25 protein-coding genes are annotated in these 25,979 nt (G+C 37.7%); 6 read left to right on the top strand and 19 right to left on the bottom strand.

Annotation, left to right across the window (positions count from 1 at the left end; genetic code table 11):
* The first annotated feature begins 13 nt into the window (after nt 1-13).
* Both ybeD and GYM74_RS01255 read left to right on the top strand, forming a co-directional pair.
* Nucleotides 14-283 carry a DUF493 family protein YbeD gene (ybeD, locus tag GYM74_RS01260; RefSeq protein ID WP_294954205.1) on the top strand — a complete coding sequence of 90 codons (270 nt, stop codon included), beginning with the start codon at nt 14-16 and terminating at the stop codon, nt 281-283.
* A 66-nt stretch (nt 284-349) separates the two neighbouring features.
* Entirely contained in the window at nt 350-1,627 is a 1,278-nt protein-coding gene (locus tag GYM74_RS01255) for a bifunctional O-acetylhomoserine aminocarboxypropyltransferase/cysteine synthase (protein WP_220218693.1), read from the top strand.
* 59 nt (nt 1,628-1,686) lie between these two features.
* On the opposite strand, the gene adk is transcribed toward GYM74_RS01255, so the two are convergent.
* The 11 genes from adk to putP all read right to left on the bottom strand — a co-directional run bounded on the left by adk (nt 1,687) and on the right by putP (nt 12,741).
* Nucleotides 1,687-2,331: an adenylate kinase gene (gene adk, locus GYM74_RS01250; protein ID WP_220218692.1), complete on the bottom strand. Its 645-nt coding sequence runs from the start codon at nt 2,329-2,331 to the stop codon at nt 1,687-1,689.
* Between the two features lie 38 nt (nt 2,332-2,369).
* Nucleotides 2,370-2,621, bottom strand: a complete 252-nt coding sequence (locus GYM74_RS01245) for a zinc-ribbon domain-containing protein (RefSeq protein WP_220218691.1) — start codon at nt 2,619-2,621, stop codon at nt 2,370-2,372.
* 3 nt (nt 2,622-2,624) lie between these two features.
* Nucleotides 2,625-4,091: a ribosome biogenesis GTPase Der gene (der, locus tag GYM74_RS01240; protein WP_220218690.1), complete on the bottom strand. Its 1,467-nt coding sequence runs from the start codon at nt 4,089-4,091 to the stop codon at nt 2,625-2,627.
* Between the two features lie 18 nt (nt 4,092-4,109).
* Complete coding sequence (gene bamB, locus GYM74_RS01235) at nt 4,110-5,282, bottom strand: outer membrane protein assembly factor BamB (protein ID WP_220218689.1); 1,173 nt, start codon at nt 5,280-5,282, stop codon at nt 4,110-4,112.
* A 46-nt stretch (nt 5,283-5,328) separates the two neighbouring features.
* Nucleotides 5,329-6,033, bottom strand: a complete 705-nt coding sequence (locus GYM74_RS01230; protein ID WP_220218688.1) for a tetratricopeptide repeat protein — start codon at nt 6,031-6,033, stop codon at nt 5,329-5,331.
* A gap of 23 nt (nt 6,034-6,056) precedes the next feature.
* A complete protein-coding gene (gene hisS / locus GYM74_RS01225; RefSeq protein WP_220218687.1) occupies nt 6,057-7,334 on the bottom strand; it encodes a histidine--tRNA ligase in 1,278 nt (425 codons plus the stop codon).
* Nucleotides 7,335-7,358: 24 nt separating this feature from the next.
* On the bottom strand, nt 7,359-8,468 hold the full coding sequence (gene ispG, locus GYM74_RS01220) for a flavodoxin-dependent (E)-4-hydroxy-3-methylbut-2-enyl-diphosphate synthase (RefSeq protein WP_220218686.1): 1,110 nt from the start codon (nt 8,466-8,468) through the stop codon (nt 7,359-7,361).
* 86 nt (nt 8,469-8,554) lie between these two features.
* Entirely contained in the window at nt 8,555-8,995 is a 441-nt protein-coding gene (locus GYM74_RS01215; RefSeq protein ID WP_220218685.1) for a RodZ family helix-turn-helix domain-containing protein, read from the bottom strand.
* Between the two features lie 59 nt (nt 8,996-9,054).
* Nucleotides 9,055-9,921, bottom strand: a complete 867-nt coding sequence (pdxY, locus tag GYM74_RS01210; RefSeq protein WP_220218684.1) for a pyridoxal kinase PdxY — start codon at nt 9,919-9,921, stop codon at nt 9,055-9,057.
* Nucleotides 9,922-9,925: 4 nt separating this feature from the next.
* Nucleotides 9,926-11,197, bottom strand: a complete 1,272-nt coding sequence (gene tyrS / locus GYM74_RS01205) for a tyrosine--tRNA ligase (RefSeq protein WP_220218683.1) — start codon at nt 11,195-11,197, stop codon at nt 9,926-9,928.
* A 50-nt stretch (nt 11,198-11,247) separates the two neighbouring features.
* Nucleotides 11,248-12,741, bottom strand: coding sequence for a sodium/proline symporter PutP (gene putP, locus GYM74_RS01200; protein WP_366518715.1), 1,494 nt, complete (start codon nt 12,739-12,741; stop codon nt 11,248-11,250).
* A gap of 259 nt (nt 12,742-13,000) precedes the next feature.
* Between putP and nth the strand changes: the two genes are divergently transcribed.
* Entirely contained in the window at nt 13,001-13,639 is a 639-nt protein-coding gene (gene nth / locus GYM74_RS01195) for an endonuclease III (RefSeq protein ID WP_255556188.1), read from the top strand.
* A gap of 6 nt (nt 13,640-13,645) precedes the next feature.
* Nucleotides 13,646-14,176, top strand: coding sequence for an endonuclease SmrB (smrB, locus tag GYM74_RS01190; protein ID WP_220218681.1), 531 nt, complete (start codon nt 13,646-13,648; stop codon nt 14,174-14,176).
* 573 nt (nt 14,177-14,749) lie between these two features.
* On the opposite strand, the gene cgtA is transcribed toward smrB, so the two are convergent.
* The 4 genes from cgtA to rplU form a co-directional block, all read right to left on the bottom strand.
* Nucleotides 14,750-15,919, bottom strand: a complete 1,170-nt coding sequence (cgtA, locus tag GYM74_RS01185) for an Obg family GTPase CgtA (RefSeq protein ID WP_220218680.1) — start codon at nt 15,917-15,919, stop codon at nt 14,750-14,752.
* Nucleotides 15,919-16,884: a DMT family transporter gene (locus GYM74_RS01180; protein WP_220218679.1), complete on the bottom strand. Its 966-nt coding sequence runs from the start codon at nt 16,882-16,884 to the stop codon at nt 15,919-15,921. The genes cgtA and GYM74_RS01180 overlap by 1 nt, the downstream gene beginning before the upstream one ends.
* An 86-nt stretch (nt 16,885-16,970) precedes the next feature.
* The gene (gene rpmA / locus GYM74_RS01175; RefSeq protein WP_025314437.1) at nt 16,971-17,231 is read right to left on the bottom strand and encodes a 50S ribosomal protein L27; all 261 of its coding nucleotides are present in this window, start codon (nt 17,229-17,231) and stop codon (nt 16,971-16,973) included.
* Nucleotides 17,232-17,246: 15 nt separating this feature from the next.
* On the bottom strand, nt 17,247-17,555 hold the full coding sequence (gene rplU / locus GYM74_RS01170; RefSeq protein WP_220218678.1) for a 50S ribosomal protein L21: 309 nt from the start codon (nt 17,553-17,555) through the stop codon (nt 17,247-17,249).
* 214 nt (nt 17,556-17,769) lie between these two features.
* On the opposite strand from rplU, the gene narX reads away from it, so the two are divergent.
* Nucleotides 17,770-19,593, top strand: a complete 1,824-nt coding sequence (gene narX / locus GYM74_RS01165) for a nitrate/nitrite two-component system sensor histidine kinase NarX (RefSeq protein WP_220218677.1) — start codon at nt 17,770-17,772, stop codon at nt 19,591-19,593.
* Nucleotides 19,594-19,597: 4 nt separating this feature from the next.
* On the top strand, nt 19,598-20,251 hold the full coding sequence (narL, locus tag GYM74_RS01160) for a two-component system response regulator NarL (protein WP_220218676.1): 654 nt from the start codon (nt 19,598-19,600) through the stop codon (nt 20,249-20,251).
* A gap of 142 nt (nt 20,252-20,393) precedes the next feature.
* Here narL and cysG read toward each other — a convergent pair whose 3' ends face one another.
* The 4 genes from cysG to nirB are packed head-to-tail and all read right to left on the bottom strand — an operon-like array spanning nt 20,394 to nt 25,439.
* Complete coding sequence (cysG, locus tag GYM74_RS01155; protein WP_220218675.1) at nt 20,394-21,767, bottom strand: siroheme synthase CysG; 1,374 nt, start codon at nt 21,765-21,767, stop codon at nt 20,394-20,396.
* A gap of 10 nt (nt 21,768-21,777) precedes the next feature.
* A complete protein-coding gene (gene nirC, locus GYM74_RS01150; RefSeq protein ID WP_220218674.1) occupies nt 21,778-22,551 on the bottom strand; it encodes a nitrite transporter NirC in 774 nt (257 codons plus the stop codon).
* Between the two features lie 25 nt (nt 22,552-22,576).
* Entirely contained in the window at nt 22,577-22,912 is a 336-nt protein-coding gene (gene nirD, locus GYM74_RS01145; RefSeq protein WP_220218673.1) for a nitrite reductase small subunit NirD, read from the bottom strand.
* Nucleotide 22,913: 1 nt separating this feature from the next.
* Nucleotides 22,914-25,439, bottom strand: coding sequence for a nitrite reductase large subunit NirB (nirB, locus tag GYM74_RS01140; protein ID WP_220218672.1), 2,526 nt, complete (start codon nt 25,437-25,439; stop codon nt 22,914-22,916).
* Nucleotides 25,440-25,979: the final 540 nt, after the last annotated feature.

Genomic DNA, 25,979 nt, shown 5'->3' with positions numbered 1-25,979 from the left:
GAATAATAAAATGATGCAACAAAAGACCAAATTAAATGAATTATTAGAATTTCCATGCTCTTTTACTTATAAAGTCATGGGAGAAGCAAAACCTGAACTTGTTGATAAAGTAGTGAGTGTGATTCAAAAACATGCTCCCGGTGATTATACGCCCTCAATAAAACCAAGTAGTAAAGGTAATTATCATTCAGTTTCTATTACTATTAATGCAACACATATTGATCAAGTCGAGAATTTATATAAAGAATTAGGTGAAATTGATATTGTGAGAATGGTTTTATAACGCTTTACATTTTTATCATTTTTTGCACAAAATAGAGCCTTATTGTTTTACTTTTGAGGCTCTACCATGAAACCAGAAACGATCGCTCTTCACGCAGGCTATACGCCAGAACCAACAACCCATGCTGTTGCGGTACCAATTTATCAAACAACCTCTTATGCTTTTGATGATACTCAGCATGGTGCTGATTTATTTGATTTAAAAGTTGCGGGGAATATTTACACACGAATTACCAATCCCACGAATGCTGTACTTGAAGCTCGCATAGCCGCCCTTGAAGGAGGCATTGGCGCACTAGCTGTCGCATCGGGCATGGCTGCCATTACTTATGCCATTCAAGCGATCACTTTTGCGGGTGAAAATATTGTATCGGTTTCTAAATTATACGGTGGAACCTATAATTTACTGGCACACACTTTACCTAATTTTGGTATTACCACAAAATTCGCACCACATGATGATCTTCAAGCACTAGAACAACAGATTGATGATAAAACAAAAGCCATATATTGCGAAAGTATCGGTAATCCAGCGGGTAATCTTGTTGACTTAGCAGCACTTGCAGATATTGCACACCGTCATGGGATCCCTTTGATTGTTGATAATACTGTCGCCAGTCCGGCGCTTTGCCGTCCGTTTGAATTTGGTGCTGATATTGTTGTCCATTCATTAACTAAATATATCGGTGGGCACGGTAATAGCCTTGGTGGCATGATAGTGGATTCAGGTAAGTTTCCATGGAAAAAATACAGTGATAGATACCCGATGCTTAATCAACCTGATCCATCTTATCATGGGGTCGCTTATACCGAAACTTTTGGTGATGCAGCTTATATTGCTCGATGCCGAGTGATACCATTACGAAATATGGGGGCGGCACTTTCACCATTTAATACATTTTTATTGTTGCAAGGGCTTGAAACGCTTTCTTTACGTATGGAGCGCCATTGCCAAAATAGCCTCAAAGTTGCACAGTATCTCCAATCTCATCCACAAGTTGAATGGGTCAATTATGCCGGTTTGAGTGATCATGCTGAACATGCCTTAGCACTAAAACAGATGGATAATGGACTACCAGCAGGTATTTTATCTTTTGGTATTAAAGGGGGTAAGCAAGCCGGAGCTAAATTTATTGATGCATTGAAGTTAATTATTCGCTTAGTCAATATTGGCGACACCCGATCATTAGCCTGTCATCCGGCATCTACTACACATCGTCAACTTAACGATGAAGAGCTACATAAAGCTGGCGTAAGCCAAGAGATGATTCGTTTGTCTATTGGCATCGAACACATCGATGATATTATTGCCGATCTAGCGCAAGCTCTTACTGCCGCGAAATAATTAAAAGCACAAAAAAAGCGAAATAGTCTATCCTATCTCGCTTTTTTAATTAAAACTAATTAACCTAAAATTTTAATTAATTCGTTGGTTACATCAGCCACCGGTTGAGTACCATCTACACGGAAATATTTGGTACGCCCCTCTTTAGCTTCATGTTGATAGTAGTTAATAAGTGGTTTAGTTAAATCATGATATTCAACTAAACGTTTACGTACAATCTCTTCATCATCATCTTTTCGGGTGGTTAATGGTTCACCAGTGATATCATCAATATCTTCAACTTTTGGTGGGTTGTGACGCACATGGTAAACACGACCTGAAGGCGCATGAATTCGACGCCCGCTCATTCTATCGATGATAACTGAATCCGGTACATCAAATTCCAGCACATAATCAACATTAATACCGGCAGCTTTCATAGCGTCAGCTTGTGGTACAGTACGCGGGAAACCATCTAATAAAAAGCCATTTACACAATCACTTTCAGCAATGCGCTCTTTTACTAATGCAATAACAAGTTCATCGGTAACAAGCTTACCGGCATCCATTAGCTCTTTTGCTTGTAATCCCAGTGGAGTTCCTGCTTTTACTGCTGCACGTAGCATATCCCCGGTTGAAATTTGTGGAATGCCATATTTTTTCATAATAAATTGTGCTTGGGTTCCTTTCCCTGCCCCTGGTGCTCCTAATAAAATAATTCGCATAAACTAACCTCGTATGGCTTTAATAAAAATAGATTGTTCTATTCTGGTAAATAATGAAATATCACCTTACTGCTGGATATTAAACCGTCAGTAGGACAAATGTAATTGATTGCGCCACAGCCTTTAATCATTTGTAGATTTTGTTGGCAAATTGGACATATATACTGTTCAAGATAGTGCGTCTTACAACTAGGACAATCATAATGCTGAGGTGATAATACACTCATTTTATTATGACATTTTGGACAAAACCCTTCTTTTCCACTATCAACTGTGACTTTTTTTGGCATAAATTATTTACGACCTCTAACATGTTTCATTAATCGACGTCGTTTGCGTTGTTGCGACGCTGTTAGGCTATTTTTACGCCCTTCAAATGGGTTGGCACCTTCTTTAAACTGAATACGAATTGGCGACCCCATAATTTTTAATGAACGTCTAAAATAATTCATTAAGTAGCGCTTATAGGAATCCGGTAAATCTTCAACTTGATTACCATGGATCACAACAATTGGCGGATTATAGCCACCAGCATGCGCATATTTCAACTTAACTCGACGACCTCGAACTAAAGGAGGTTGATGATCGTCTTGCGCCATTTGCATAATTTTAGTTAAAAGTGCAGTATTGACACGACGAGTTGCACAATCGTATGCCTCTTGAATTGAATCAAATAAATTCCCTACACCGGAACCATGAAGCGCAGAAATAAAGTGTACTCGGGCAAAGTCAATAAAATCTAACCTATCATCTAAAGTTGCTTTGACCTGCTCTTTAATATCTTGTGACAAACCGTCCCACTTATTCACTGCTATAACAAGTGAGCGCCCACTATTAATAATGAATCCAAGCAATGATAAGTCTTGATCAGATACCCCTTCTCTGGCATCTATAACCAAAATAACGACATTGGCATCTTCAATAGCTTGTAAAGTTTTGATGACTGAAAACTTTTCAACCGTTTCCGTCACTTTACCTCGCTTACGTACACCCGCCGTATCAATCATGATGTACTCACGTTCATCCCGAGTCATTGGTATATAAATACTGTCTCGAGTGGTGCCGGGCATGTCGTATACGACAACCCTTTCTTCACCAAGTATACGATTGGTTAGTGTTGACTTACCAACGTTTGGTCGCCCAACAATCGCCACTTTAATTGGTTGATCAATTAGCGATTGAGTTTCATCGTTGAGCTCATCATCAGAGAAAGATTCATCATCAAATGGCTCATGACTTGCAAACTCATCATCTTGTTCATTTGCAAATTGGAAAATAGGATCTAAAGCGGTTTCAATTAGGACACTTACACCACGACCATGACTGGCAGCTATTGGATGAATTTCACCTAATCCTAAACCATAAAAATCAGAAATAGCGGTATCGGCATCAATGCCATCAATTTTATTAGCGACTAAAAAAGTTGCTTTGTCACGTGAACGGAGATGCTTAGCAATAGCATGATCAGCAGGCATTGCACCAGCTCTGGCATCAACTAAGAAAAGAACAATATCAGCTTCTTCGATCGCTTGCAGGGATTGTTCAGCCATAAAGCTTTCAACCCCATCTTCTGTGCCATCAATACCACCAGTATCAATGACAATATATTCATGACCTTTGATTTCAGCACGGCCATATTTACGGTCGCGTGTTAATCCTGGGAAATCAGCGACTAATGCGTCTCGAGTTCGAGTTAAGCGATTAAATAAAGTCGACTTTCCAACATTCGGACGCCCAACTAGTGCTACTACAGGTACCATGTTTATTCTCTAATAACCTTAATTTTTTGTGAAAGCGTAGATATCACCATTTTTTGCTTGAACAATTATTTTATTATCAACAACTAATGGTCGGGATATTAACCCACTACTACTCACTTGTGTTTTAGCGACAACTTCACCATTTTCTTTATTTAACCAATACAGGTAACCTTCAAAATCACCTACAACAATATTATCTTGGTAAATAACCGGATCAGTCAATTGACGGTGTGAAAGTGCTGACTGAGTCCATAATACCGAGCCACCATCTTTAGAGACAGCTTGAATATTATCATCTTGGTCAACAACAAATAATTCTTGAGAGTCTACCACAAAGCTATGCGTCGATCCTAACTGTTTGCGCCAAACAACTTGTCCATTACTTAAATCAAGCGCAGCAACATATCCATTATAACCAATTGCATAGACCAGACTACCTTCAACTACTGGGGTAGAATCAACATCATTTAATTTTGCAATTTCTGTCGATCCTGTTGGATTTGATATACGTTGTTGCCAAATCAATTCTCCGTCATTGACATAATAGGCATTAACACGTCCATTATCATCACCAAAAATTGCCGCACCATGTGCAATTGTCGGTGTTGAATTTCCTCTTAAGGTTAATAATGGAACTTCAAGTAACACATCCCATAATTCATCACCAGTATTACGATCGAAAGCTTGTAACATGCCATTTGCAGTATGGACGATTAATTTATCATCGGTAGATACCGGGCGAGCAAGAACTTCACCTTTAGCCGCTTTTTCCCATACTACTTTACCATTACTACGATCTAGAGCATAAACAACGGCACGTTCACTACCCACATAAACATATTTATCATCTGCACTCACACCACCAGAAAATAAGGCTGTTTTGCTACTGAAAAAAGAACTTTGCGATAAATTGACATCCCATAACGTATTGCCACTGGTTAAATCAATCGCTTTAACTTGTCCACTGCGGCTAGCAGCGTAAACAACATTATCATAGTTTATAGGACCTAATAATGAATAGATTTGAGTATTGCCAGATGTACTGTTTCGCCATACTTGTGGTATAGAAAATTGATTATTTACTGCTGGTGAAGGTGAGACTTGTACAACTTCTTCTTCTCCACCAAACAAAGAACATCCAGCAAGTGAAAACATAAAAACACTAATAAAAAGATATTTTGATAACTTCATTGTATAGACCCTTATACCAGGATGAATTAATTCTTGTTTTGTTCAGTTATTTATTTTCTGTCTGAGCCGCCTGTTCGGCTTTCTCTTTAGCTGCCTGTGCCTCTTGTTCAGCTTGTTGTTTTGTTTTTAGAAATTCAACTTGATTTAACTTCATTTTAATACTTTGCTCAAGCCCTGGCATTGGTGATGAAGTTAACGCCACATTATAAGCGGCAATCGCATTAGTGTAATCGGCCATTTTTACCAATATATCACCACGAATATCATTAACAACTGGCGCCCAACTCTCTTCAGTGACTTGATTTAATGTTGTTAAACTTTGTTGATATTGCTCAAGTTGATACTCTAATCGTGCAATACGGATATTAATAATTGAAGCAATTGTTTCAGAATCATTTTTCTTTAATGCATCAAGTAATAATGCTTTGGCACCCGAATAGTCTTTAAGTACTTCAACATAAAATTTGGCGGCCTGCAAATTAGCAAACACACTAAAAACAGTGGTGTTATCTTTAGCAAATGCGACTAATTCATTCACTGACTCAGGTTTAGTATTATCTAAATTAGCAACTAATTGTTCATACTTGTCAGATGATTGCGTTATTTTTTCTAAATTGTAAGATTGCCAGTATTGCCAGCCATAAAAGGCTAAAAGTCCAATAACAATAATTGCAACTATCAATTTCCACGTTTTAGCAAGAAACTCTTTTATCTCTGAAAGCTGCTCTTCACTCGATAATTGATGACTCACATTTTTCTCCTATTTCCCTTACTTTACAGTATCGCCATACAAGTCGGAACAATATCGTTTTGTGCTACTTCAACTTGTTCGCCTGTTTGTAAATTTTTAATTGTCACTGACTGGTTAGCGATTTCATTTTCACCAATAATGACTGCTATTTTAGCACCTAATTTATCTGCTTTGGCAAATTGTTTCTTAAAATTACTACTACCATAATTTGTAACGATGCGTCTTTCCGGTAATCCGTCACGTAATTGCTCAGCAACACATTGCGCAGCAGATATGGTATTTTCATCACCAGACGATATCATATAAATATCAATCGAATTATCTCGATTTAATGACGGATTAACTGCTTGAACCAGTAGAACCAAACGCTCAAGCCCCATAGCAAAACCAACTGCGGGCGTTGGCTGTCCACCGAGCTGGCTAACAAGTCCGTCATAACGACCACCACCGCAAACCGTACCTTGTGCACCTAAACTACTGGTGACCCATTCAAACACGGTACGATTATAATAGTCCAAGCCACGAACTAATCTTTGATTAATATTATATTTTATGCCTGCATTATCCAGTAACCGGCATAAGCCTTCAAAATGTTGTTTAGACTCTTTGTCTAGATAATCAAACAGTTTCGGCGCTTGATTAAGAAGCTCTTGCACAACCGGATTTTTGGAATCCAGAACACGTAATGGATTAGTATACATTCTACGCAGACAGTCTTCATCCAATTTATCTTTATGTTGTTCAAGGAAGTTAACTAACGCATTTCGGTAATTCGCTCTTGCTTCAACTGAACCAATTGAATTAAGCTCAAGTGAAGTATGATTTTCAATACCTAACGCTTTCCAAAAACGTGCCGTTAATAAGATAAGCTCGGCATCAATATTAGGTCCTTCAAGTCCAAAAACTTCCACACCAAATTGATGAAACTGTCGATAACGACCTTTTTGCGGTTTTTCATAACGAAATGCCGGACCTAAATACCAAAGACGCTGCTCTTGATTATAAAATAGACCATGTTCAATACCGGCACGTACGCAACCAGCAGTAATCTCTGGGCGCAAAGTAATACTTTCATCATTACGATCATTGAAAGTATACATCTCTTTTTCGACAATATCGGTCACTTCGCCGACAGCGCGTTTAAATAGTGCAGTATCTTCAACAATTGGCGTTCTAATTTCGTTATAACCATAACTGTTTAAAACACCTTTTACAATTTTCTCTATTTGTTGCCAACTGGCACTATCACTAGGGAGTAAATCGTTCATTCCCCGTATAGATTGGATTTTTTTCTCTGTCATTTATTTATTCGCTATCTAATAAAATTATAGTTCAGTTGCTGCAATTCTGTTTTTTAATAGTGATGCTTTTGCTCGTATTTTGGCTTCTAACTCATCGATCATTTGCTCGTTATCGATACGACCAATACGAACGCCGTCTTCATAAAAACCACTTTTATTATGACCACCAGCAACACCCATAGTCGAAGCTAATGCTTCGCCCGGACCATTGACCACACAACCAATAATTGATACATCCATTGGCGTAATAATATCTTCTAAACGTTGCTCTAGAATATTTACCGTATTAATGACATCAAACTCTTGCCTTGAACAGGTTGGACAAGCAATAAAATTAATACCACGAGAGCGGATACGTAACGATTTTAAAATATCAAAACCAACTTTTACTTCTTCGGTTGGATCCGCTGCTAACGAAACACGCAACGTATCACCAATGCCTTGAGCTAACAACAACCCTAATCCTATTGCAGATTTTACCGCACCACTGCGCACACCACCAGCTTCAGTTATCCCTAAATGTAATGGTTGCTTGATCTGTTTTGCAAGCAAGCGATATGAATCAACCGCAGTAAAAACATCTGATGCTTTAACACTTACTTTAAACTGATCAAAGTTTAATTTGTCCAGTATCTCAACATGGCGCATAGCTGACTCAACAATAGCTTGCGGTGTTGGCTCACCATATTTTTCTTGAATATCTTTTTCTAATGAGCCCGAATTTACCCCAATACGTATTGGGATATTTTTATCTTTAGCACAATCAACAACCGTTCGAATCCTTGATTCATTACCGATATTTCCGGGATTAATCCTTAAACAATCAACCCCATATTCAGCTACTTTTAAAGCAATACGATAATCAAAATGTATATCGGCAATAAGTGGTACTTTTGCTTGTTGTTTTATAAATTTGAATGCTTCAGCTGCATCCATTGTCGGTATTGAAACACGAACAATATCAACACCAACACGCTCAAGCGCTTGAATTTGAGCAACTGTTTTTTCAACATCAGTTGTACGCGTATTGGTCATGGACTGAACAGCAATAGGCGCACCGCCACCAATAGGAACATTGCCGACATAAATTCGGGTTGATTCTCTTCTGTTAATTGGTGAATCGTGATGACTCATAACCTGCCTAATCATATTACAAAATAACTAGCTGGCAATCTTAACAAGAATTACAGCAAATGTCTGTATGAGATTAAGAAAATTTGCTAACTGTTAACACGATCTGATGTTGGTGGGGAAATATAATGGCTAACTTCAACAAGATTACTTTTATCTTGCTTAGTCACAAAATAAAGTGTGGCACCTAAGGCACATAAGAAAATAAATAAGAAGGCAAATAGAACTTTACTACTACCTTTTGTTTTTTTATCTTTCGGAACAAGCTCAGCAATCTTCTGAGATGAATACTGTTTTTTCAAATCTTCAAGATAAGGTTGATACTCTTCATTTGGCAAACCAACAATTTCAGCATAAGCACGAATATAACCTTTAACAAAAACAAAAGGGGCATGAACAAGCTGGTCGTTTTCAATTTCTGATACAACCGCCTTACGTACATGAAGTTTATTGGCAATATCTTCTTGAGTTAATCCTAAATTATCTCTTGAATTGGAAAGAATCTTACCCAATGAAATATTGTCTTCCATTAATCCCCTCGTTTAATACTGTATCCGTAAATTTTCTATATTTTTACATATTTACAAAATTAATCAATTCTTTTCGCTTTGAACCATTGATTTGGTGTTTCAATTTCATTTTGGGCAGCCACTAATTGTAATTCATACGCCTCTCGTTTCAACGTTTCTAGCATAACTGCGTATACAGCTGATGTAGTATGTTCTAAAGCTTCAACCAGTGATTTTCCAAGCAAAATATTGGCTAAAAACAAGCCACTTGTCATATCACCGACACCAACTGGTTGTCTTTCACCAAAATCAACTAATGGGCGTTCAATATGCCATGCTTCTTGCTCAGTCACTAAAAGCATTTCAAAACGATCTTTACGATAACCGGCTCGACTTAAGTGTTTTACTAAAATAGCTTTCGGCCCTTTTTTACAAAGTTCACGACAGGCAACAATCGCTTCATCAACATTTTTGATTTGCTGCTTACCATTTAGCTCCTCAAGCTCTAATATATTAGGCGCCATCATATCGGCCATTGGTAAAGCGCTATTACATAAAAATTCAGCGACCCCCGGGGCGACAAAACAGCCTTTTTCAGGGTGCCCCATAACAGGATCACATAGATAAAGTGCATTAGGGTTAACTGCTTTTACTTTTTTTACAATTTCAATAATTGCATTACCCTGCTCGGGCGATCCCATATAACCACTTAGGATCGCATCACAATGCTTTAATTCATCAATTGCATTAATTCCATCAACAATCTCAGTTAGATGAGATGCAGGCATTACCGTTCCAGTCCATTGACGATATTGAGTATGATTAGAAAATTGTACTGTATTTAAAGGCCAAACATTCACGCCCAATCGACGCATCGGGAAGACGGCGGCACTATTTCCAGCATGACCAAATACCACATGTGACTGAATCGATAATATATTTTTCATAAAATTAATTCCAAATTAATAAGCAGTAATATTTCTTACCACGACGAAGTAAAGTATAACGGTTAAAAAGTTTATCACTATCAGCGAATCGATAATCCGTTGTTGCATTACGCTCACCATTAATCGAAATAGCATTTGATTCAATCATTGTTCTTGCTTGACCTCTGGACGGGGCAAACTCAGCATTAACAATTGCTTGTTGTAAATCAATTTCATCACTCACCGCTAAAGTTGGCATACCGTCTTGCGCTAATTGTTCAAAATCAGCCTCGGACAAGTCGGTCAATTTACCGGAAAATAGACTTTCGGTGATTCGTTTAGCAGCAATAAGCCCTTCTTCCCCATGAACTAAACGGGTAACTTGTTCGGCAAGTACATATTGAGCTCTTGGTGCAACGCCACTATTTTTATCTTCTTGTTCTAATGCATCTATTTCATTCAATGGCATGAAAGTAAAGAATTTCAAGAATCGATAAACATCAGCATCAGCAGTATTAATCCAAAATTGATAGAATTTATAAGGACTGGTTTTCTTAGGATCAAGCCATACCGCACCACTTTCAGTTTTACCGAATTTAGTCCCGTCAGACTTAGTAATCAACGGTACAGTTAAACCATAAACTTGTTTTTGATGTAATCGTCGGGTTAAATCAATACCTGCGGTAATATTCCCCCACTGGTCAGAACCACCGATTTGCAAAACAACATTTTGCGATTGATTTAAACAAGCAAAATCATAAGCTTGCAGTAAGCTATAAGAAAATTCTGTAAATGAAATACCCACTTCGTCACGGTCAATTCGTTGCTTAACTGATTCTTTATTAATCATCGCATTAACCGAAAAATATTTGCCAATATCACGCAAAAAAGCCAGTACATTCATGCCACTAAACCAATCATAGTTGTTAGCTACAATTGCGGCATTTTCACCACAATTAAAATCTAAAAATGGCGAGACTTGTTGTTTGATTTTCTCACTCCACTCAACAACTGTTTGTTCGGTATTGAGTTTTCGTTCAACAGCTTTAAAGCTAGGATCGCCAATCAAACCAGTTGCGCCACCAACTAGAGCCACAGGCTTATGCCCGGCTAGTTGAAAACGTTTTAAACAAAGTAATGGAACTAAATGACCAAGATGCAAACTATCAGCCGTTGGATCAAAACCACAATAAAGCGCAATAGGATTTTGTTCGACTTGTTCTATTAGTGCTTTTTCATCAGTAAGCTGAGCAATCAGTCCACGCTCTTGTAGTTGTTTGATCACATTTTTTGTCATGATTTTTACCTATTAAATTTTGTTACAATGATATTCTACTAAAGTAAGATTTACTCAGTTTTGTTATGATAACGTTTATACGCTTGTTTAAAATGATCTTCCACTATTTCGTTAGGTTTTTTATCACATAAACTAAAAATCACAATAGCGATTGAAGCAAATAAAAATCCGGGAATAAGTGAATAGAGATTGAACCAATTAAAATTGATCCATAGTAAAACGGTTATCGCACCAACCACCATGCCAGCTAGTGCACCATTTCGGGTCATACGAGACCAAAATACTGAAAAAACCACAATAGGTCCAAAAGCCGCACCAAAGCCAGCCCAAGCATGGCTTACTAAATCAAGTACACTATTGTTAGGATTAATCGCCAGTAAAATCGCAATAACAGAAACAATTAATACCATAATGCGACCAACCCAAACCAATTCACGTTGCTTAGCTTGTGGTCTAAAAAATGCACGATAAAAATCTTCCGTTAAAGCACTTGAGCAAACTAAGAGTTGGCAACTTAAGGTGCTCATCACTGCGGCTAAAATAGCAGCAAGTAAGATGCCTGCAATCCAAGGGTTAAACAGTAGTTTAGATAACTCAATAAAAATTCGTTCATGCTTACCATTATTAATTAAATAAGCCAGATCAGGATTATTAGCAAAAAAGGCAATACCAAAAAATCCAACCGTTATTGCACCAGCTAAACATAAAATCATCCATGTCATACTGATTCGACGAGCATTTTTCATCACCTCATGCGAATCTGCCGCCATAAATCTAGCTAAAATATGTGGTTGCCCAAAATAGCCTAACCCCCAACCTAATAATGAAACAATAGCAACAAAATCCATATGGGCAAATATGTTAGTATAATCAGGATTAAGCGATTTGATATTAGCCATTGCATCGGTAAATCCACCGGCATTGACCATAACCATAATCGGCGTCAGAATAAGTGCAAACATCATCAAACTAGCTTGAATGGTATCTGTCCAGCTAACAGCTAAAAAACCACCGATAAACGTATAAGCTATGGTAGCGCCGGCTCCAGCTAACATTGCCCAGCCGTAACTCATACCAAAGGTACTTTCGAACAATTTTGCACCAGCAACCACGCCAGAAGCGCAATAGATAGTAAAAAAGATAAGAATAATGACCGCCGAAATAATCCGTAACAACGTACTTTTATCATCAAATCGACGAGCAAAATAATCAGGTAAAGTTAAAGAGTTGTGATTGATCTCAGTAAAAACTCGTAGCCGACCGGCAATAAGTAGCCAATTAAGGTACGCCCCAATAATTAGACCTATTGCAATCCAACTTTGCGAAATACCAAATAAAAAAACGGCACCCGGCAGTCCCATTAATAACCAACCACTCATGTCGGAAGCACCGGCAGAAAGCGCTGTCACAACACTACCAATACGACGTCCACCCAATATATAATCACCAAAGTTTCGCGTTGCACGAAACGCAAAAAAACCAATCGCAATCATTCCTAAAATGTACACAGCAAAGGTGACAATCATTGGTAACGACATTTTTATAACAAACCTTGTATTTATGAAATTAAAAAATGGTTGACTAGCTTATCACAAAAACCCCTTGCTAAAAAGCAGACAATCAAGAGATGTTCAACAACAAAAAAGGAAAAATCACCTTAATCAAATCACTACACAGCGCTTCTATAAATACGCACGATATTTTTGATAGAATATATCAATATAAAAACTCAGTTTAATCTAAAGATAATACCAAAATTAAAGTATATAATAATAAATAATCTTTCTTATATATAATTATTACGTGAAACAATCAACTCGCATTCAGATTTTAGAAAAGTTAAAACAACACATTAAAGATCCAACAACCGAACTGGTATATCAAACCCCTTTTGAATTACTTATTGCGGTTGTGCTTTCAGCGCAAGCAACCGATGTGAGCGTTAATAAAGCGACTAAGCCTTTATTTGCTGTTGCTAACACACCTGAACAAATTTTAGCACTTGGGGTTGAGAAGCTTAAACAGTACATACGCACAATTGGACTGTATAATAGCAAGGCAGAAAACATTATTAAAACCTGTCAGATATTAATTGAAAGATATCAAAGCGAAGTACCGGAGAATTTTAATGCGCTTATTTCGCTACCCGGTGTAGGCAGAAAAACCGCTAACGTAGTTTTAAACACGGCTTTTGGTTGGCCAACTATAGCGGTTGATACCCATATCTTTCGGGTAAGTAATCGTACTGGTTTTGCGCCCGGAAAAACCGTTGAAGCTGTTGAAGAAAAATTATTAAAAGTTGTCCCCGAAAAATATAAAATTAACTGTCACCACTGGTTAATTTTGCATGGGCGTTATACCTGCATTGCCCGAAAACCTCGTTGCGGGGCTTGTGTTATTGAAGATTTATGTGAATTTAAACAAAAAGTTTACCCTGAGTGATAACCAATGTCTGATAAATTTAATTTAAGTGATGAAGACCTAAGCTTGTTTAAAAGTAGTATTGGTAATACAAAAAAAATAAAACAAGACACCGTGATTCATAAACCACAAAAACGCACCCAAAAAGTGATTGAAACACAAAAACAGCAATTAGCAAAAATAAATGCTGAGTTTTATTTTTCTGATAATTATCAGCCACTGTTACAACAAGATCCTATTCGCTACAGTCGTGAAAATGCTGATCCTTATGAGATTAAACAATTACGTCGGGGATTTTATGAGCCAGAATTCTTTTTAGATCTGCATGGACTAACTCAGAAAGAGGCGAAAAAAGAAATAGCCGCACTCATTGCGGCCTGTTTACGCGAAAAAGCACAATGTGCTTGTATTATGTATGGGCATGGCAAAAATATTTTGAAAAAACAGACTCCGATGTGGTTAGCACAACATCCTAACATTATCTGTTTTCATCAAGCACCGAAAGAATTTGGTGGGAGTGCCGCATTACTCATTTTATTTGATGTTATCAATGAGTAGAAATAAACCTGAATAGTATCAACCTTATCATATAAAGCTTTACTGAACCAAATCATGTTTATCTGTGTAATTCATGTCTTTTTATTATCAATGTGCTGAAATCGATACTATTTTGGTGAAGGTAAGAGATTATATTGAAGCCTACCATACGAATAAATAAAGATATGTTTAGATTGAAGCTGTTTGCGCTTTGCTTGAAGTAAGTAGATCACTTTATAGTAGGCATAATAAATAAAGTGCGATTAACTCACCATACATAATAAAAAAGCCAGCATAGTTGGCTAGGCTGGCAAACATTGGAAGCAATGTGAGCAATGTCATACTTTTTCAGAAGTCTTTCAACTCTCTAACAAAGTACAATTGAATGATAATCATTCTCATTAATAAAAGCAAGTAGTTTTTTTGATTTTTTCCAAATAAAGAAGATAGACCGGTCTAATTAAACGGCATGGAAATACTAACTAATTGATTCTATGAAAATAAATTAAGATAAGTGCAGGGTAAGTTACCCTGCATTGTAGAAATTATTATTTTTATTTAACAAATGAGATAGCCGCGATAAATACCGCTTTATTATTTTTGGTAAATGAATTCAACGCCTTCTTCGTCGCTTTCATCCCAGTCATCGAAATCATCATCGTCATCATCAAAAGCATCATCCATAGCCTGTTGATGATAATCATCCCACATAAATTCCACTTTTTCTGCTGCCGTTTCTGCTTCTTCTGCTTCACGAGGATGCGCATTCATGTAATCCATGAGATCCCAACATAAAGCTTTTACACCTTCATGATTAACCGCTGAAATCACATAATATTTATCATTCCAATCGAGTGCTTTTGCAATTTCCGCTGCACGTTTGGCGCTTTCTTCTTCACCCAATACATCCATTTTATTAAATACTAACCAGCGTGGTTTATTGGCTAATTTTTCACTATATTGGTGAAGTTCTTGAATAATAACTTTAGCATTTTCAATTGGATCTGATTTATCAATTGGAGCAATATCAATTAGATGAACTAAAACCCTACAGCGTTCTAAGTGTTTTAAAAAACGAATACCAAGCCCAGCGCCGTCTGATGCACCTTCAATTAAGCCGGGAATATCAGCAACCACAAAACTTTGCTCGTTATCCATTCTCACCACACCTAAACTCGGCACTAACGTGGTAAAAGGATAATCGGCAACTTTCGGCTTAGCGGCCGATACGGAACGAATAAAGGTAGATTTACCCGCATTTGGTAATCCTAACATTCCTACATCAGCAAGTAATAACAGTTCTAATAATACATCACGTTTTTCACCGGGAGTACCGTCGGTTTTTTGTCTAGGTGCTCGATTAACCGATGATTTAAACCGTGCATTGCCAAGCCCATGGAAACCACCTTTAGCAACTAAAACCTTTTGTTGGTGATGCGTTAAATCACCAATGATCTCACCAGTATATTTGTCAGTGATCCTTGTTCCAACCGGAACTTTAACAGTAATATCTTTACCACGCTTACCAGTACAATCTGAGCCTTGCCCATTTTGACCACGCTCTGCACGATAGTTTTTTTCAAACTGAAAATCAACTAATGTGTTGAGATTCTCATCTGCGATAAAAAATACATCACCACCATCGCCACCGTCACCACCATCTGGACCACCTTTTGGAATATACTTTTCACGACGAAAACCGACACAACCATTTCCGCCATCACCGGCTTCAACTCGGATTGATGCTTCATCAACAAATTTCATTATTTATCCTCTTTGTTGCGGTTAATTAGCAAACCTTTTCTAGGGTGCCATATATAATGCCCAATAGTTGCAAACATAGCACCAGCTACAACCGATAATGCGCCAATATAACCTAAAATATTTAAATATTGCATTGCAAACTTTTCCGGCCAAATTAAGGCAAACAAATCCGAAAAGATTAACGCAAACAGTGGTGTTAATGTTGTTATCGCACTCACTTGCGCCGCCTGCCAACGCTCCATTGCCATCACTAATGCACCATAAGCAATAATGGTATTTAAACCACAAAATACAATAGCAAATAGCTGAGTAGCATCAGCATTAGCCAATTTGGTTGGAGAGGTGAACGGTAATAGACCGACCGTACAGATCAAATAAATCAACCATAATAACTGTTCTGCCCGTAATTTTCGCAATAATACTTTTTGCGCAAGCGCATAACATGCCCAAGAGACCGAAGCAAGCAACCCTAGCCAAACACCAATGCCATAGGTAGACATGTTTGAAAACAGATCTGCAATATTTTTATTAAAAAATAGTACTAACCCAATTAATAATACCAAAATCCCAATGATCTGGGTTGGTCTTAATCTTTCTTTAAAAACAAAAGCACTTGAAATCATAAATACCACAATGCCCATTTGCCCCACAACTTGAGCCGTTGTCGCAGAAAGGTACTGAACTGCACTGGCAAATAAAGCAAAATTGCCGAGCAAACCAAATCCGGCAATCATCAATAAGACAAAACGACGACGTTTTTTAAACATCGCTAAATTAGGGAACTGTTTTTTATATGCCAGCCATATTGTGATACCAACAGCTGAAATAGCCAATCTCGACCATGCTAAGGTTAACGGATCGACAACCACTAAAGCATATTTCATTGCAATTGGCACAATGCCCCACATAACAGCGGTTAACATTGCTAATGCAAAACCTAATTTGACATTTTGTGGTGTTATCATAATGGGTAATATTATATAAAATTCAAGAAATGAAAAAAGCCCCACAATAACTGTGAGGCTTCTATAAACTTTTGAACCGCTTTTAATTAGCTGTTAGCAATTACACTAACATAACGACGGTTTTTTGGTCCTTTAACTTCGAATTTTACTTGTCCATCGATTAAGGCAAATAGTGTATGGTCACGACCACAACCTACGTTTGTGCCTGGGTGGAATTGAGTTCCACGTTGACGAACTAAGATATTTCCAGCAAGAACTTCTTGACTACCATAACGTTTAACACCTAAACGTTTACTTTGGGAATCACGACCATTACGTGATGAACCACCAGCCTTCTTATGTGCCATTGTTCGATACTCCTATTAAGCGATTGCAGTGATCTTCACATCAGTGAACCACTGACGGTGACCTTGTTGTTTACGATAGTGTTTACGACGACGGAATTTAACGATTTTCACTTTGTCACCACGACCGTGTTCAACAATCTCTGCTTTAATTGTTGCACCTTCAACAAACGGAGCACCAACTTTGATGTCTTCACCATTTGCTACCATTAAAACTTTATCGAAAACGATTTCAGAACCAGTTTCGACTTCAATTTTTTCCAAGCGAACGACTTGTCCTTCGCTGACTCGGTGTTGTTTGCCACCACTTTGGAAAACTGCGTACATACTCAACTCCGCAATAAAAAACAGACCATTACTTGATTGTACATATTTGTCTGCATTGATTAATCTTATAGGGCGTGAATTTTACGCAAAATTTATTCTTGTTGCAAGCTCTGTTTACTAAAAGATCGCAAAAAGTTATAAAAAAGATCTGAGACATACCGTTTTAGCGTTACAATATGATAAATCATTATTTACTTGGTAATTTATTTATAAGATGTCAAGCGGCAAAATACCCAAAAAAAAGACCAATTATCACGCCTCGACAATTAATCGCTTCTCATTATGGATGTTTTTTCTCGGGATAATTGCGTTAATCGCATTATCCATCTCCATTCAAGTTGCTAATGATACCAAAGGTAGTGCTTACCTAATTAATCAATTAGGGCTAATTCGCATGAAAAGCTATCAGCTATTATCGATGATCCCATTAAGCCAACAAGATAATTATCGCTTAGATATATTTAATGATATTACCAGCGAAAAACAACACTCGACTCTTTTTAAACAATATCACTTATCAAGTGAATTTGAACAGTTACAACACAAATGGGCAAGCTCAATAAAACCCAAAATACATCAAGCCCAACAAATGGATGCAATCAGAGAGGATATTGAACAATTTGTCCTACAAACTAATGAGTTAGTAAATAAAATAGATCAGAAAACTGAAAATCAAATTCAATATATTTTCCGCTTACAACAACTGTTTATCATTATTATAGCGATATTTCTTATCGCACAATGTTACTATTTACGCCGTTATCTTCTCAACCCTTGGCGTAAACTTATTAATATGGCCGAAGCCATTTCCAAACACAATTTCAGTGAACGTTTTACTATTAGATCAAGAAAAAACGAATTTGATTTATTGGGCTTAGCATTAAACAATATGTCTGAGCAAATTGAATCCCAATACTTATTACTCGAAGAGCGAGTAGCCGAAAAAACAGCCGAATTACAACAAACCAATAAAATCATTTCGTTTCAATATCAAGCAACCAAACAACTCCACACATCAGAACCATTATGTGAACGTTTTTTAATCATACTGCGCCAATTAGAAGAGTTAGTTCCACTTACCCAATTCCAGATTCGCTTTTATGAATCAAAAGACCCTGAACACTATCAACAGATCAGTTATGATAATGAGCAAAAATTGCCTTATTGCCAAAATCCCCATTGCCATGCTTGCTTAATTCCTTCGAAACCTTATCCAAAAAATGGTTTTCAACGTTATTGGTACCTACAAGATAATGGAGAAAAGCTCGGCGTTTTATTTGCCAGTCAACCACTAGAGGTAACCCTAAGTGACGAGCAAGAAAATCTAATTACCGGGTTAATTGAGCAGATGACAACAGCCATAATGCTCGATAGGCAGATAGAACAACAAAAACAGTATCTATTAATGAAAGAGCGCTCAGCAATGGCTAGAGAATTACATGACTCGATAGCTCAATCCCTTTCTTGTCTAAAAATACACCTAAGTTGTTTACAAATGCAATCGGATCTGACTTCACAAAATAGCATTGATCTATTGGCTACCATGCGTAAAGAGGTCAATATCACCTATTCGCAATTAAGAGAGTTGATCACCTCTTTCCGGTTACGCCTTAACCAGACAGGCTTTTATGCCAGTTTAATGGAGTTAATAGAAGAATTTAATCAAAAGCTAAAATTTAATATTCAACTCAAATATCAATTGCCGCTCAACATTATCCAAAGTAAACATGCTTTTCATTTATTGCAATTTCTTCGTGAAGCACTCAATAATGTCTACAAACATGCAAAAGCGACGCAAGTCATCATTGATTTCACAATTGATGACAATCAAATTATTACCTTAAGCATTGCTGATAACGGCATCGGTATACAAAACAATGTAAAACAAGACAACCATTATGGTATGGTGATAATGCGTGATAGAGCTGAAATACTTAATGGCAATTTGATCATCAATAGTCAACCACAACAAGGTACGCAAGTTATGATAAAATTTAAAGCCAACAACACCATTCCATTTAAGATAATAGAAGAGTAACCAAATGGAGCAGATAAAAAGTTCAATACTGCTAATTGACGATCACCCTATGTTAAGAAATGGCGTAAAGCAATTAATTAATACTGTTAACCACTTTGAAGTTGTAGGTGAAACAGGATTAGGTACTGAAGGGATTAAATTAGCGGAAAAACTTGAACCGGAAATTATTTTATTAGATATCAATATTCATGGTATGAGTGGTTTAGAAATTTTACGTTATTTACGTGAAAAAAACATCTCAAGCCGGATCATCATGTTTACCGTATCAGATGACAAAGAAGATATTATATCCGCCCTTAAAAATGGTGCTGACGGCTATTTATTGAAAGATATGGAGCCAGAAGACTTTCTCAACGCTTTAAAAGATATTGCGGAGGGAAAAGTTATTATGGATGAAGCCATTTCGCACATAATTATCAATTATATGCGCCAAAGCACAAAGCCACAGACCAAACAAATTCATGATGTAAAGTTACTCACACCAAGAGAACATGAGATATTTAATCTGCTGGTGCAAGGTCTATCTAACAAATTGATCGCAAAAGATTTGGATATAGTGGAAAGTACCGTAAAAGTTCATGTAAAAAGTATTTTTAAGAAATTAAATTTCAAATCACGCATGGAAATGACCGTATGGTATTTACAGAGCAAAGAGTAATGCATTAATTAAAGATAATTGATTATACTGAACTCAATTGAAGTTTTTAAAGGCCGTTGCCTATTAAATGATGCTATTAAACGGCTAACGTTTAGATAACCGGCAAGACCACTATTTTGTAAAGTAGCCTTGCCGGCTTAAATCAATGATTTGAAAACCAATTGAGTTTTTCTCGCAGCGCAACAACTGGCCCGACAATGATTAAACTTGGACTACGGGCTTGTAAAGCCAACGAGGCTAAATCACAAAGCAAACCGGCTACCACTTTCTGTTTGGTGCTGGTACCTTCCTCAACAATTGCTACCGGCGTTTGCTCATTCATGCCATGCTGAATTAATTGCTGACTAATATTTTGCGCTTGTGAAAGTCCCATATAAAAGACTAACGTCTGCTTTTCCGCCGCTAAACTTTGCCAATCAAGATGACTACCATCTTTTAAATGTCCGGTAATTAAACGAACACTATGTGCATAATTACGGTGAGTCAATGGAATACCGCTATAAGCTGAACATCCAGAGGCAGCGGTAATACCGGGCACGACAGAAAATGGAATATTTGCATTAAATAAGGTTTCAAGTTCTTCCCCACCACGACCAAAGATAAACGGATCGCCCCCTTTTAACCGAACCACCCGCAAACCTTTTTGCGCTTGTTCTAATAAGATCTGATTGATCTGTTCTTGAGGAACGCAGTGATACCCTGCCCGCTTACCCACAAATATCCGTTGAGCATCACGCCTTGCCAGATTCATTATCTCATCGGAGACTAAACGGTCATAAACAATAATATCAGCTTGTTGGATCTGCTGTAATCCTTTTAATGTCAATAACCCTGCATCACCCGGACCTGCACCGACTAAAACAACTTCGCCCCGATCATCAAGCGAAAGTTCAAATAGCTCGTTGGTTAACTTTTCAACCTGCTGTGAATCATTATTGGCAATGGCTTGCGCTAACCGATCATGAGTAAAAAGCTTCTCCCAAAAGCGGCGACGCTCAGTCAGTGTTTTATAAGTCTGTTTGGCTTTATTACGTAAATAACCTGCATATTGCGCTAATTTACCTAAATGCTGGGGTAAAATCGATTCAAGTTTTTCTCGTAATAAACGAGCTAAAACCGGTGCATGCCCGGCAGAAGATACGGCAACCATAATCGGCGAACGATCAATAATAGAAGGCATAATAAAGCTGGCATCTTTCGGTGAATCAACTACATTACAAAAGATACGGCGATTTTCCGCCGCTAAACTGACCGCTTGATTTGTCTGCTGACAATTTGTTGCAGCTATAACCAACCATTTATTATCCAGCAATTGGGCATTGAATTCGCCTTGCTCAAGTACCAACTGATTCTGTTTTTGCCAGCATAAAAATTGCTCATTAAATTCAAGCGCATTAACCGTTAACTTTGCACCCGCTTCAAGTAATAGCCGAGCTTTTCGCTCGGCAATTTCACCACCACCAACTAACAGACATTCACGGTTTTCTAACTTACAAAATAGTGGTAAATAATCCATAATGGCGCTGTTATCCTTTTGGTCGCTCTGTTTTAGGCGTTGAATACCAGTATCCTAATCCCATAAAGACCGCACCGGAAACAATATTACCCAGCGAGACCCAAAGTAAATTATGACCGATACCCACTAAATTATAAGCTTCACTATGATCACCAAACCATGAAAGTGAAAACAACGTCATATTGGCAACGGAATGTTCATAACCACAAGCAATAAAAGCAAGTAAACACCACCAAATGGCAATAAATTTGGCTGACCCTTCAACACGATTTGCCATCCAAATGGCTAAACACACTAACCAGTTACACAAAATGCCACGAAAAAATAGCGCACTTGCCGGTGCCATTGTTTTAGCCAGTGCAGCGCTATGCACTAAGCTGGTATTGACTGATAATAATGGTGTTGAGGCATAAAAATATAATGCGGCTACAAAAATAGATCCCAATAAATTAGCTAACCACGTCTGCGGTAAAACAAGCCACATTTGCTTATTTGTGATCTTTTTACATTTAACACCAAAAGTTAAAAACATGGTGTGACCAGTAAACAACTCTGACCCAGCGATAACAACTAAAGTTAAGGCGATACCAAATGTTGCACCCATAACTAACGGTCTTAACGAAGGATCGAGCAAATTGCCTAATGTGAAAATTAAAATAATGCCAAGACCAACATAAGCGCCCGCCATAGCAGAACTTAACCAAAACCCAAATGGATTAGTTTTGGCTAAACGAACAATACGTGCTGCATTAGTAGCACATTTATTAATTGTTTCGGTATACATAACTATCTAAACCTTTAAAACTGTTTTAACAAAACGATTTAACTTCAACAAAACCGTCTGCATTCACTTTGACTTGATAATGTGCAATTGAGTATTTAGCATCATCGATGCAATAGCCATCTTTCAAACGAAAACGCTGTTTTTTTAATGGGCTTGCAACATACAACTCATTTTCATGCTGTCCAATAATGCCTCGCGATAATACACTTGCTTCGGCAAAAGGATCGATATTACTGATAGCATAAAGTTCAGCGGTATCATAAGGGCGAAAAATGGCCACATGCTCATTGCCAACCAGTGCACACACCCCTGTTTCAGGTAAAATGTCATCAAGTTTACAAATGGTTATCCATTGACTCATATTATTGCTCCTCTAACATTGCTTTACGTTCTGCTGCTGTCGCCGGGCGATGTTGTTCTCGTTCTGCGATAAATTGCACGTTATCATCACGCTGATTACTATTAATAAAATGGCTAAATCGTTGTTGATTCTCTTGATGCTCAACGGTCTGTTTCCATTCACAAACCGTTAACTTGCGTAATCGTGTCATCTCTTTTTCAAGCTCGTCATTAATGCCAAGCTTATTATCAATAATGACACTTCGTAAATAATCAATTCCGCCGTCTAAATTCTCCAGCCACACAGATGTTCGCTGTAATTTATCCGCAGTACGAATATAGAATATAATAAAACGGTCAAGATATTGAATTAAAGTTTGCTTATCCAAATCAGCGGCAAGCAAATCAGCATGTCGTGGCTTCATACCGCCGTTACCACAGACATAAAGATTCCAACCCTTCTCCGTTGCGATAACACCAATATCTTTACCTTGCGCTTCAGCGCATTCACGGGTACAGCCGGAAACACCAAGTTTAAATTTATGCGGTGCACGGATACCTTTATAGCGATTTTCCAGTTCAACACCCAAACCGACACTATCACCTACACCATAGCGACACCAAGTGCTACCAACACACGTTTTAGCCATTCTAAGTGCTTTAGCATAAGCATAACCACTTTCAAAACCGGCATCGATTAACTCTTTCCAAATAGCTGGCAAATCATCTTTTTGGGCGCCAAACAGTCCAATACGCTGTGAGCCAGTTATTTTTGAATAGAGATGATATTTTTTGGCAATTTGACCAACAGCAATCAAGCCTTCTGGTGTGATTTCACCACCGGCACTACGAGGAATAACCGAATAAGTTCCATTTTTTTGAATATTACCCAAAAAGATATCATTACTATCTTGCAACGGGATTAAATTTTGTTTGAGGATATAATCATTCCAACAAGAAGCCAGTAGTGAACCAATGGTTGGCTTACACACTTCGCAACCATAACCACTACCATGTTTTTTAATCACTTCATTGAACGATTTTAACCCTTCAACACGAATCAAATGGTATAACTCTTGACGTGAATATTTGAAATGCTCACATAAAGCATGACTGACTTCGATACCTTGTTTAGCTAATTCTGAGTTTAATAGCTGAGTCACTAATGGAATACAACCACCGCAACCTGTACCAGCTTTAGTTTCAGCCTTGATTGCCGCAACCGTATGACAACCAGCATGAATCGCATCGATAATTTTTGCTTTGGTGACATCAAAACATGAGCAAATTTGTGCCGTATCTGGCAATGCCTCAACCCCCATGGCAGGTTTAGCCCCTGCATGAGCAGGTAAAATTAAGGTATCGGGATGCTCAGGAAGATCCATTTCATTTAACATTAACTGTAATAAATTACTGTAATCTGCCGTATCACCGACTAACACCGCACCCAATAATCTTTTATTATCACCGCTAACCACCAGCTTTTTATAAACAGGTGCATTTTCATCTAAGTACACATAACTTCGGCTGTCAGGTGTTTTACCTTTAGCATCACCAATGCTACCAACATCAACACCCATTAATTTCAATTTAGCGCTCATATCAGCACCATTAAATTGGCTTTGCTCACCGATTAAATGGGCAAGTGCGACACCAGCCATTTTATAGCCGGGCGCCACTAAACCAAACACCTTACCTTGCCAGCATGCGCACTCACCAATAGCGTAAATATCCGGATCTGAGGTTTGGCAATTATCATTAACAACAATGCCGCCTCGTTGACCAATCTCAAGCTGACAATCTTTAGCCAGTTGATCATTTGGTCTGATGCCGGTTGAAAACACGATAAAATCGACTTCCAGTGCAGAGCCATCAGCAAATTGCATAATCTTACCGGACGGCGTATGCACAATTTCTTGTGTATTTTTACAGGTATGAACGCCAACGCCCATTTCCTCGATTTTACGACGTAGTTGCTCACCACCCATAACATCCAGTTGTTCAGCCATTAATACCGGCGCAAATTCAACAACATGCGTTGCAACACCTAAATTTTTAAGCGCTCCGGCAGCCTCTAGCCCAAGTAAGCCCCCACCAACAACGGCGCCCGACTTACTACGCTTAGCACATTCGGCGATAGCATCAAGGTCTTCTATTGTTCGATAAACAAAACAATCACAACCATTTGCCCCTTCAATAGGTGGAACCCAAGGATAAGATCCCGTTGCAATAATTAACTTATCATAAGAAACAATACGACCGGTTTGTGAGTGAACCTCTTTACGTTGACGATTAATTAAGATAGCGCGCTCATTAAGTAGTACATTGATATTGTTTTCTTCATAAAGTCCAGCTCGAACAAGTGAAAGTGCTTCAGCGGTATAGTCAGAAAAATAAGAAGAAAGATGCACACGGTCATAAGCAAGGCGAGGCTCTTCACAAAAGATAGTAATATTGAACTGATCAGACAACGATTTACCAACTAACTCCTCGATAAAGCGGTGCCCAACCATCCCATTACCAATGATAACGAGATTGGTTTTACTCATACAAATGCTCCAATTTTATTTTAATTCAATTATTTAATTTATTACTGATAGCTATTGTATGTGACTTTGACAAGAATATAATTACCCTCAAGGATTACCACTTTAGTAGTAATCCACAGAACAATATTTAAAACAAAGAATTACAGATAACTGCTTCATGACTTTATCGAATTTGGTTAGGTTGATATTGCACTCGATTTTGTTATCAATAATCACCAATCAAAAAATCAGCATTAATATACTTACTAAGTACTACTTGTCATGAAAGATAACAGTCTATGATTTAAGCATGATCAGATTAAAAAATTGCTGGTTTAACGGTGAAGAAAGTTCCCGGCTATTAATTAAATATAGTTAACAGAAAAGATGACCAAAATAGCAAAGTAAGCACTTAATCACGTTACAAGTGATGTCATAAAAACCTTAATTATCAATACAATCGTTAATAAATTATCAGGAGATTGATTAACACCGTTTTAAGTTAAAAAACAACAAATTTTGTTGCCAATTGAGATTAAAATAGTATAATTAGCCGACTAA

This window comes from Gilliamella sp. ESL0405 (assembly GCF_019469205.1).
GTDB lineage: Bacteria > Pseudomonadota > Gammaproteobacteria > Enterobacterales > Orbaceae > Gilliamella.
This window is presented reverse-complemented; position numbering and strand designations above follow the sequence as displayed.

Bases quoted from the DNA above. Each gene is read 5' to 3' on its own strand.
- ybeD (WP_294954205.1), top strand. From the start codon at position 14: ATGCAACAAAAGACCAAATTAAATGAATTATTAGAATTTCCATGCTCT.
- GYM74_RS01255 (WP_220218693.1), top strand. From the start codon at position 350: ATGAAACCAGAAACGATCGCTCTTCACGCAGGCTATACGCCAGAACCA.
- adk (WP_220218692.1), bottom strand. From the start codon at position 2,331: ATGCGAATTATTTTATTAGGAGCACCAGGGGCAGGGAAAGGAACCCAA.
- GYM74_RS01245 (WP_220218691.1), bottom strand. From the start codon at position 2,621: ATGCCAAAAAAAGTCACAGTTGATAGTGGAAAAGAAGGGTTTTGTCCA.
- der (WP_220218690.1), bottom strand. From the start codon at position 4,091: ATGGTACCTGTAGTAGCACTAGTTGGGCGTCCGAATGTTGGAAAGTCG.
- bamB (WP_220218689.1), bottom strand. From the start codon at position 5,282: ATGAAGTTATCAAAATATCTTTTTATTAGTGTTTTTATGTTTTCACTT.
- hisS (WP_220218687.1), bottom strand. From the start codon at position 7,334: ATGACAGAGAAAAAAATCCAATCTATACGGGGAATGAACGATTTACTC.
- ispG (WP_220218686.1), bottom strand. From the start codon at position 8,468: ATGAGTCATCACGATTCACCAATTAACAGAAGAGAATCAACCCGAATT.
- GYM74_RS01215 (WP_220218685.1), bottom strand. From the start codon at position 8,995: ATGGAAGACAATATTTCATTGGGTAAGATTCTTTCCAATTCAAGAGAT.
- pdxY (WP_220218684.1), bottom strand. From the start codon at position 9,921: ATGAAAAATATATTATCGATTCAGTCACATGTGGTATTTGGTCATGCT.
- tyrS (WP_220218683.1), bottom strand. From the start codon at position 11,197: ATGACAAAAAATGTGATCAAACAACTACAAGAGCGTGGACTGATTGCT.
- smrB (WP_220218681.1), top strand. From the start codon at position 13,646: ATGTCTGATAAATTTAATTTAAGTGATGAAGACCTAAGCTTGTTTAAA.
- cgtA (WP_220218680.1), bottom strand. From the start codon at position 15,919: ATGAAATTTGTTGATGAAGCATCAATCCGAGTTGAAGCCGGTGATGGC.
- GYM74_RS01180 (WP_220218679.1), bottom strand. From the start codon at position 16,884: ATGATAACACCACAAAATGTCAAATTAGGTTTTGCATTAGCAATGTTA.
- rpmA (WP_025314437.1), bottom strand. From the start codon at position 17,231: ATGGCACATAAGAAGGCTGGTGGTTCATCACGTAATGGTCGTGATTCC.
- rplU (WP_220218678.1), bottom strand. From the start codon at position 17,555: ATGTACGCAGTTTTCCAAAGTGGTGGCAAACAACACCGAGTCAGCGAA.
- narX (WP_220218677.1), top strand. From the start codon at position 17,770: ATGTCAAGCGGCAAAATACCCAAAAAAAAGACCAATTATCACGCCTCG.
- narL (WP_220218676.1), top strand. From the start codon at position 19,598: ATGGAGCAGATAAAAAGTTCAATACTGCTAATTGACGATCACCCTATG.
- cysG (WP_220218675.1), bottom strand. From the start codon at position 21,767: ATGGATTATTTACCACTATTTTGTAAGTTAGAAAACCGTGAATGTCTG.
- nirC (WP_220218674.1), bottom strand. From the start codon at position 22,551: ATGTATACCGAAACAATTAATAAATGTGCTACTAATGCAGCACGTATT.
- nirD (WP_220218673.1), bottom strand. From the start codon at position 22,912: ATGAGTCAATGGATAACCATTTGTAAACTTGATGACATTTTACCTGAA.
- nirB (WP_220218672.1), bottom strand. From the start codon at position 25,439: ATGAGTAAAACCAATCTCGTTATCATTGGTAATGGGATGGTTGGGCAC.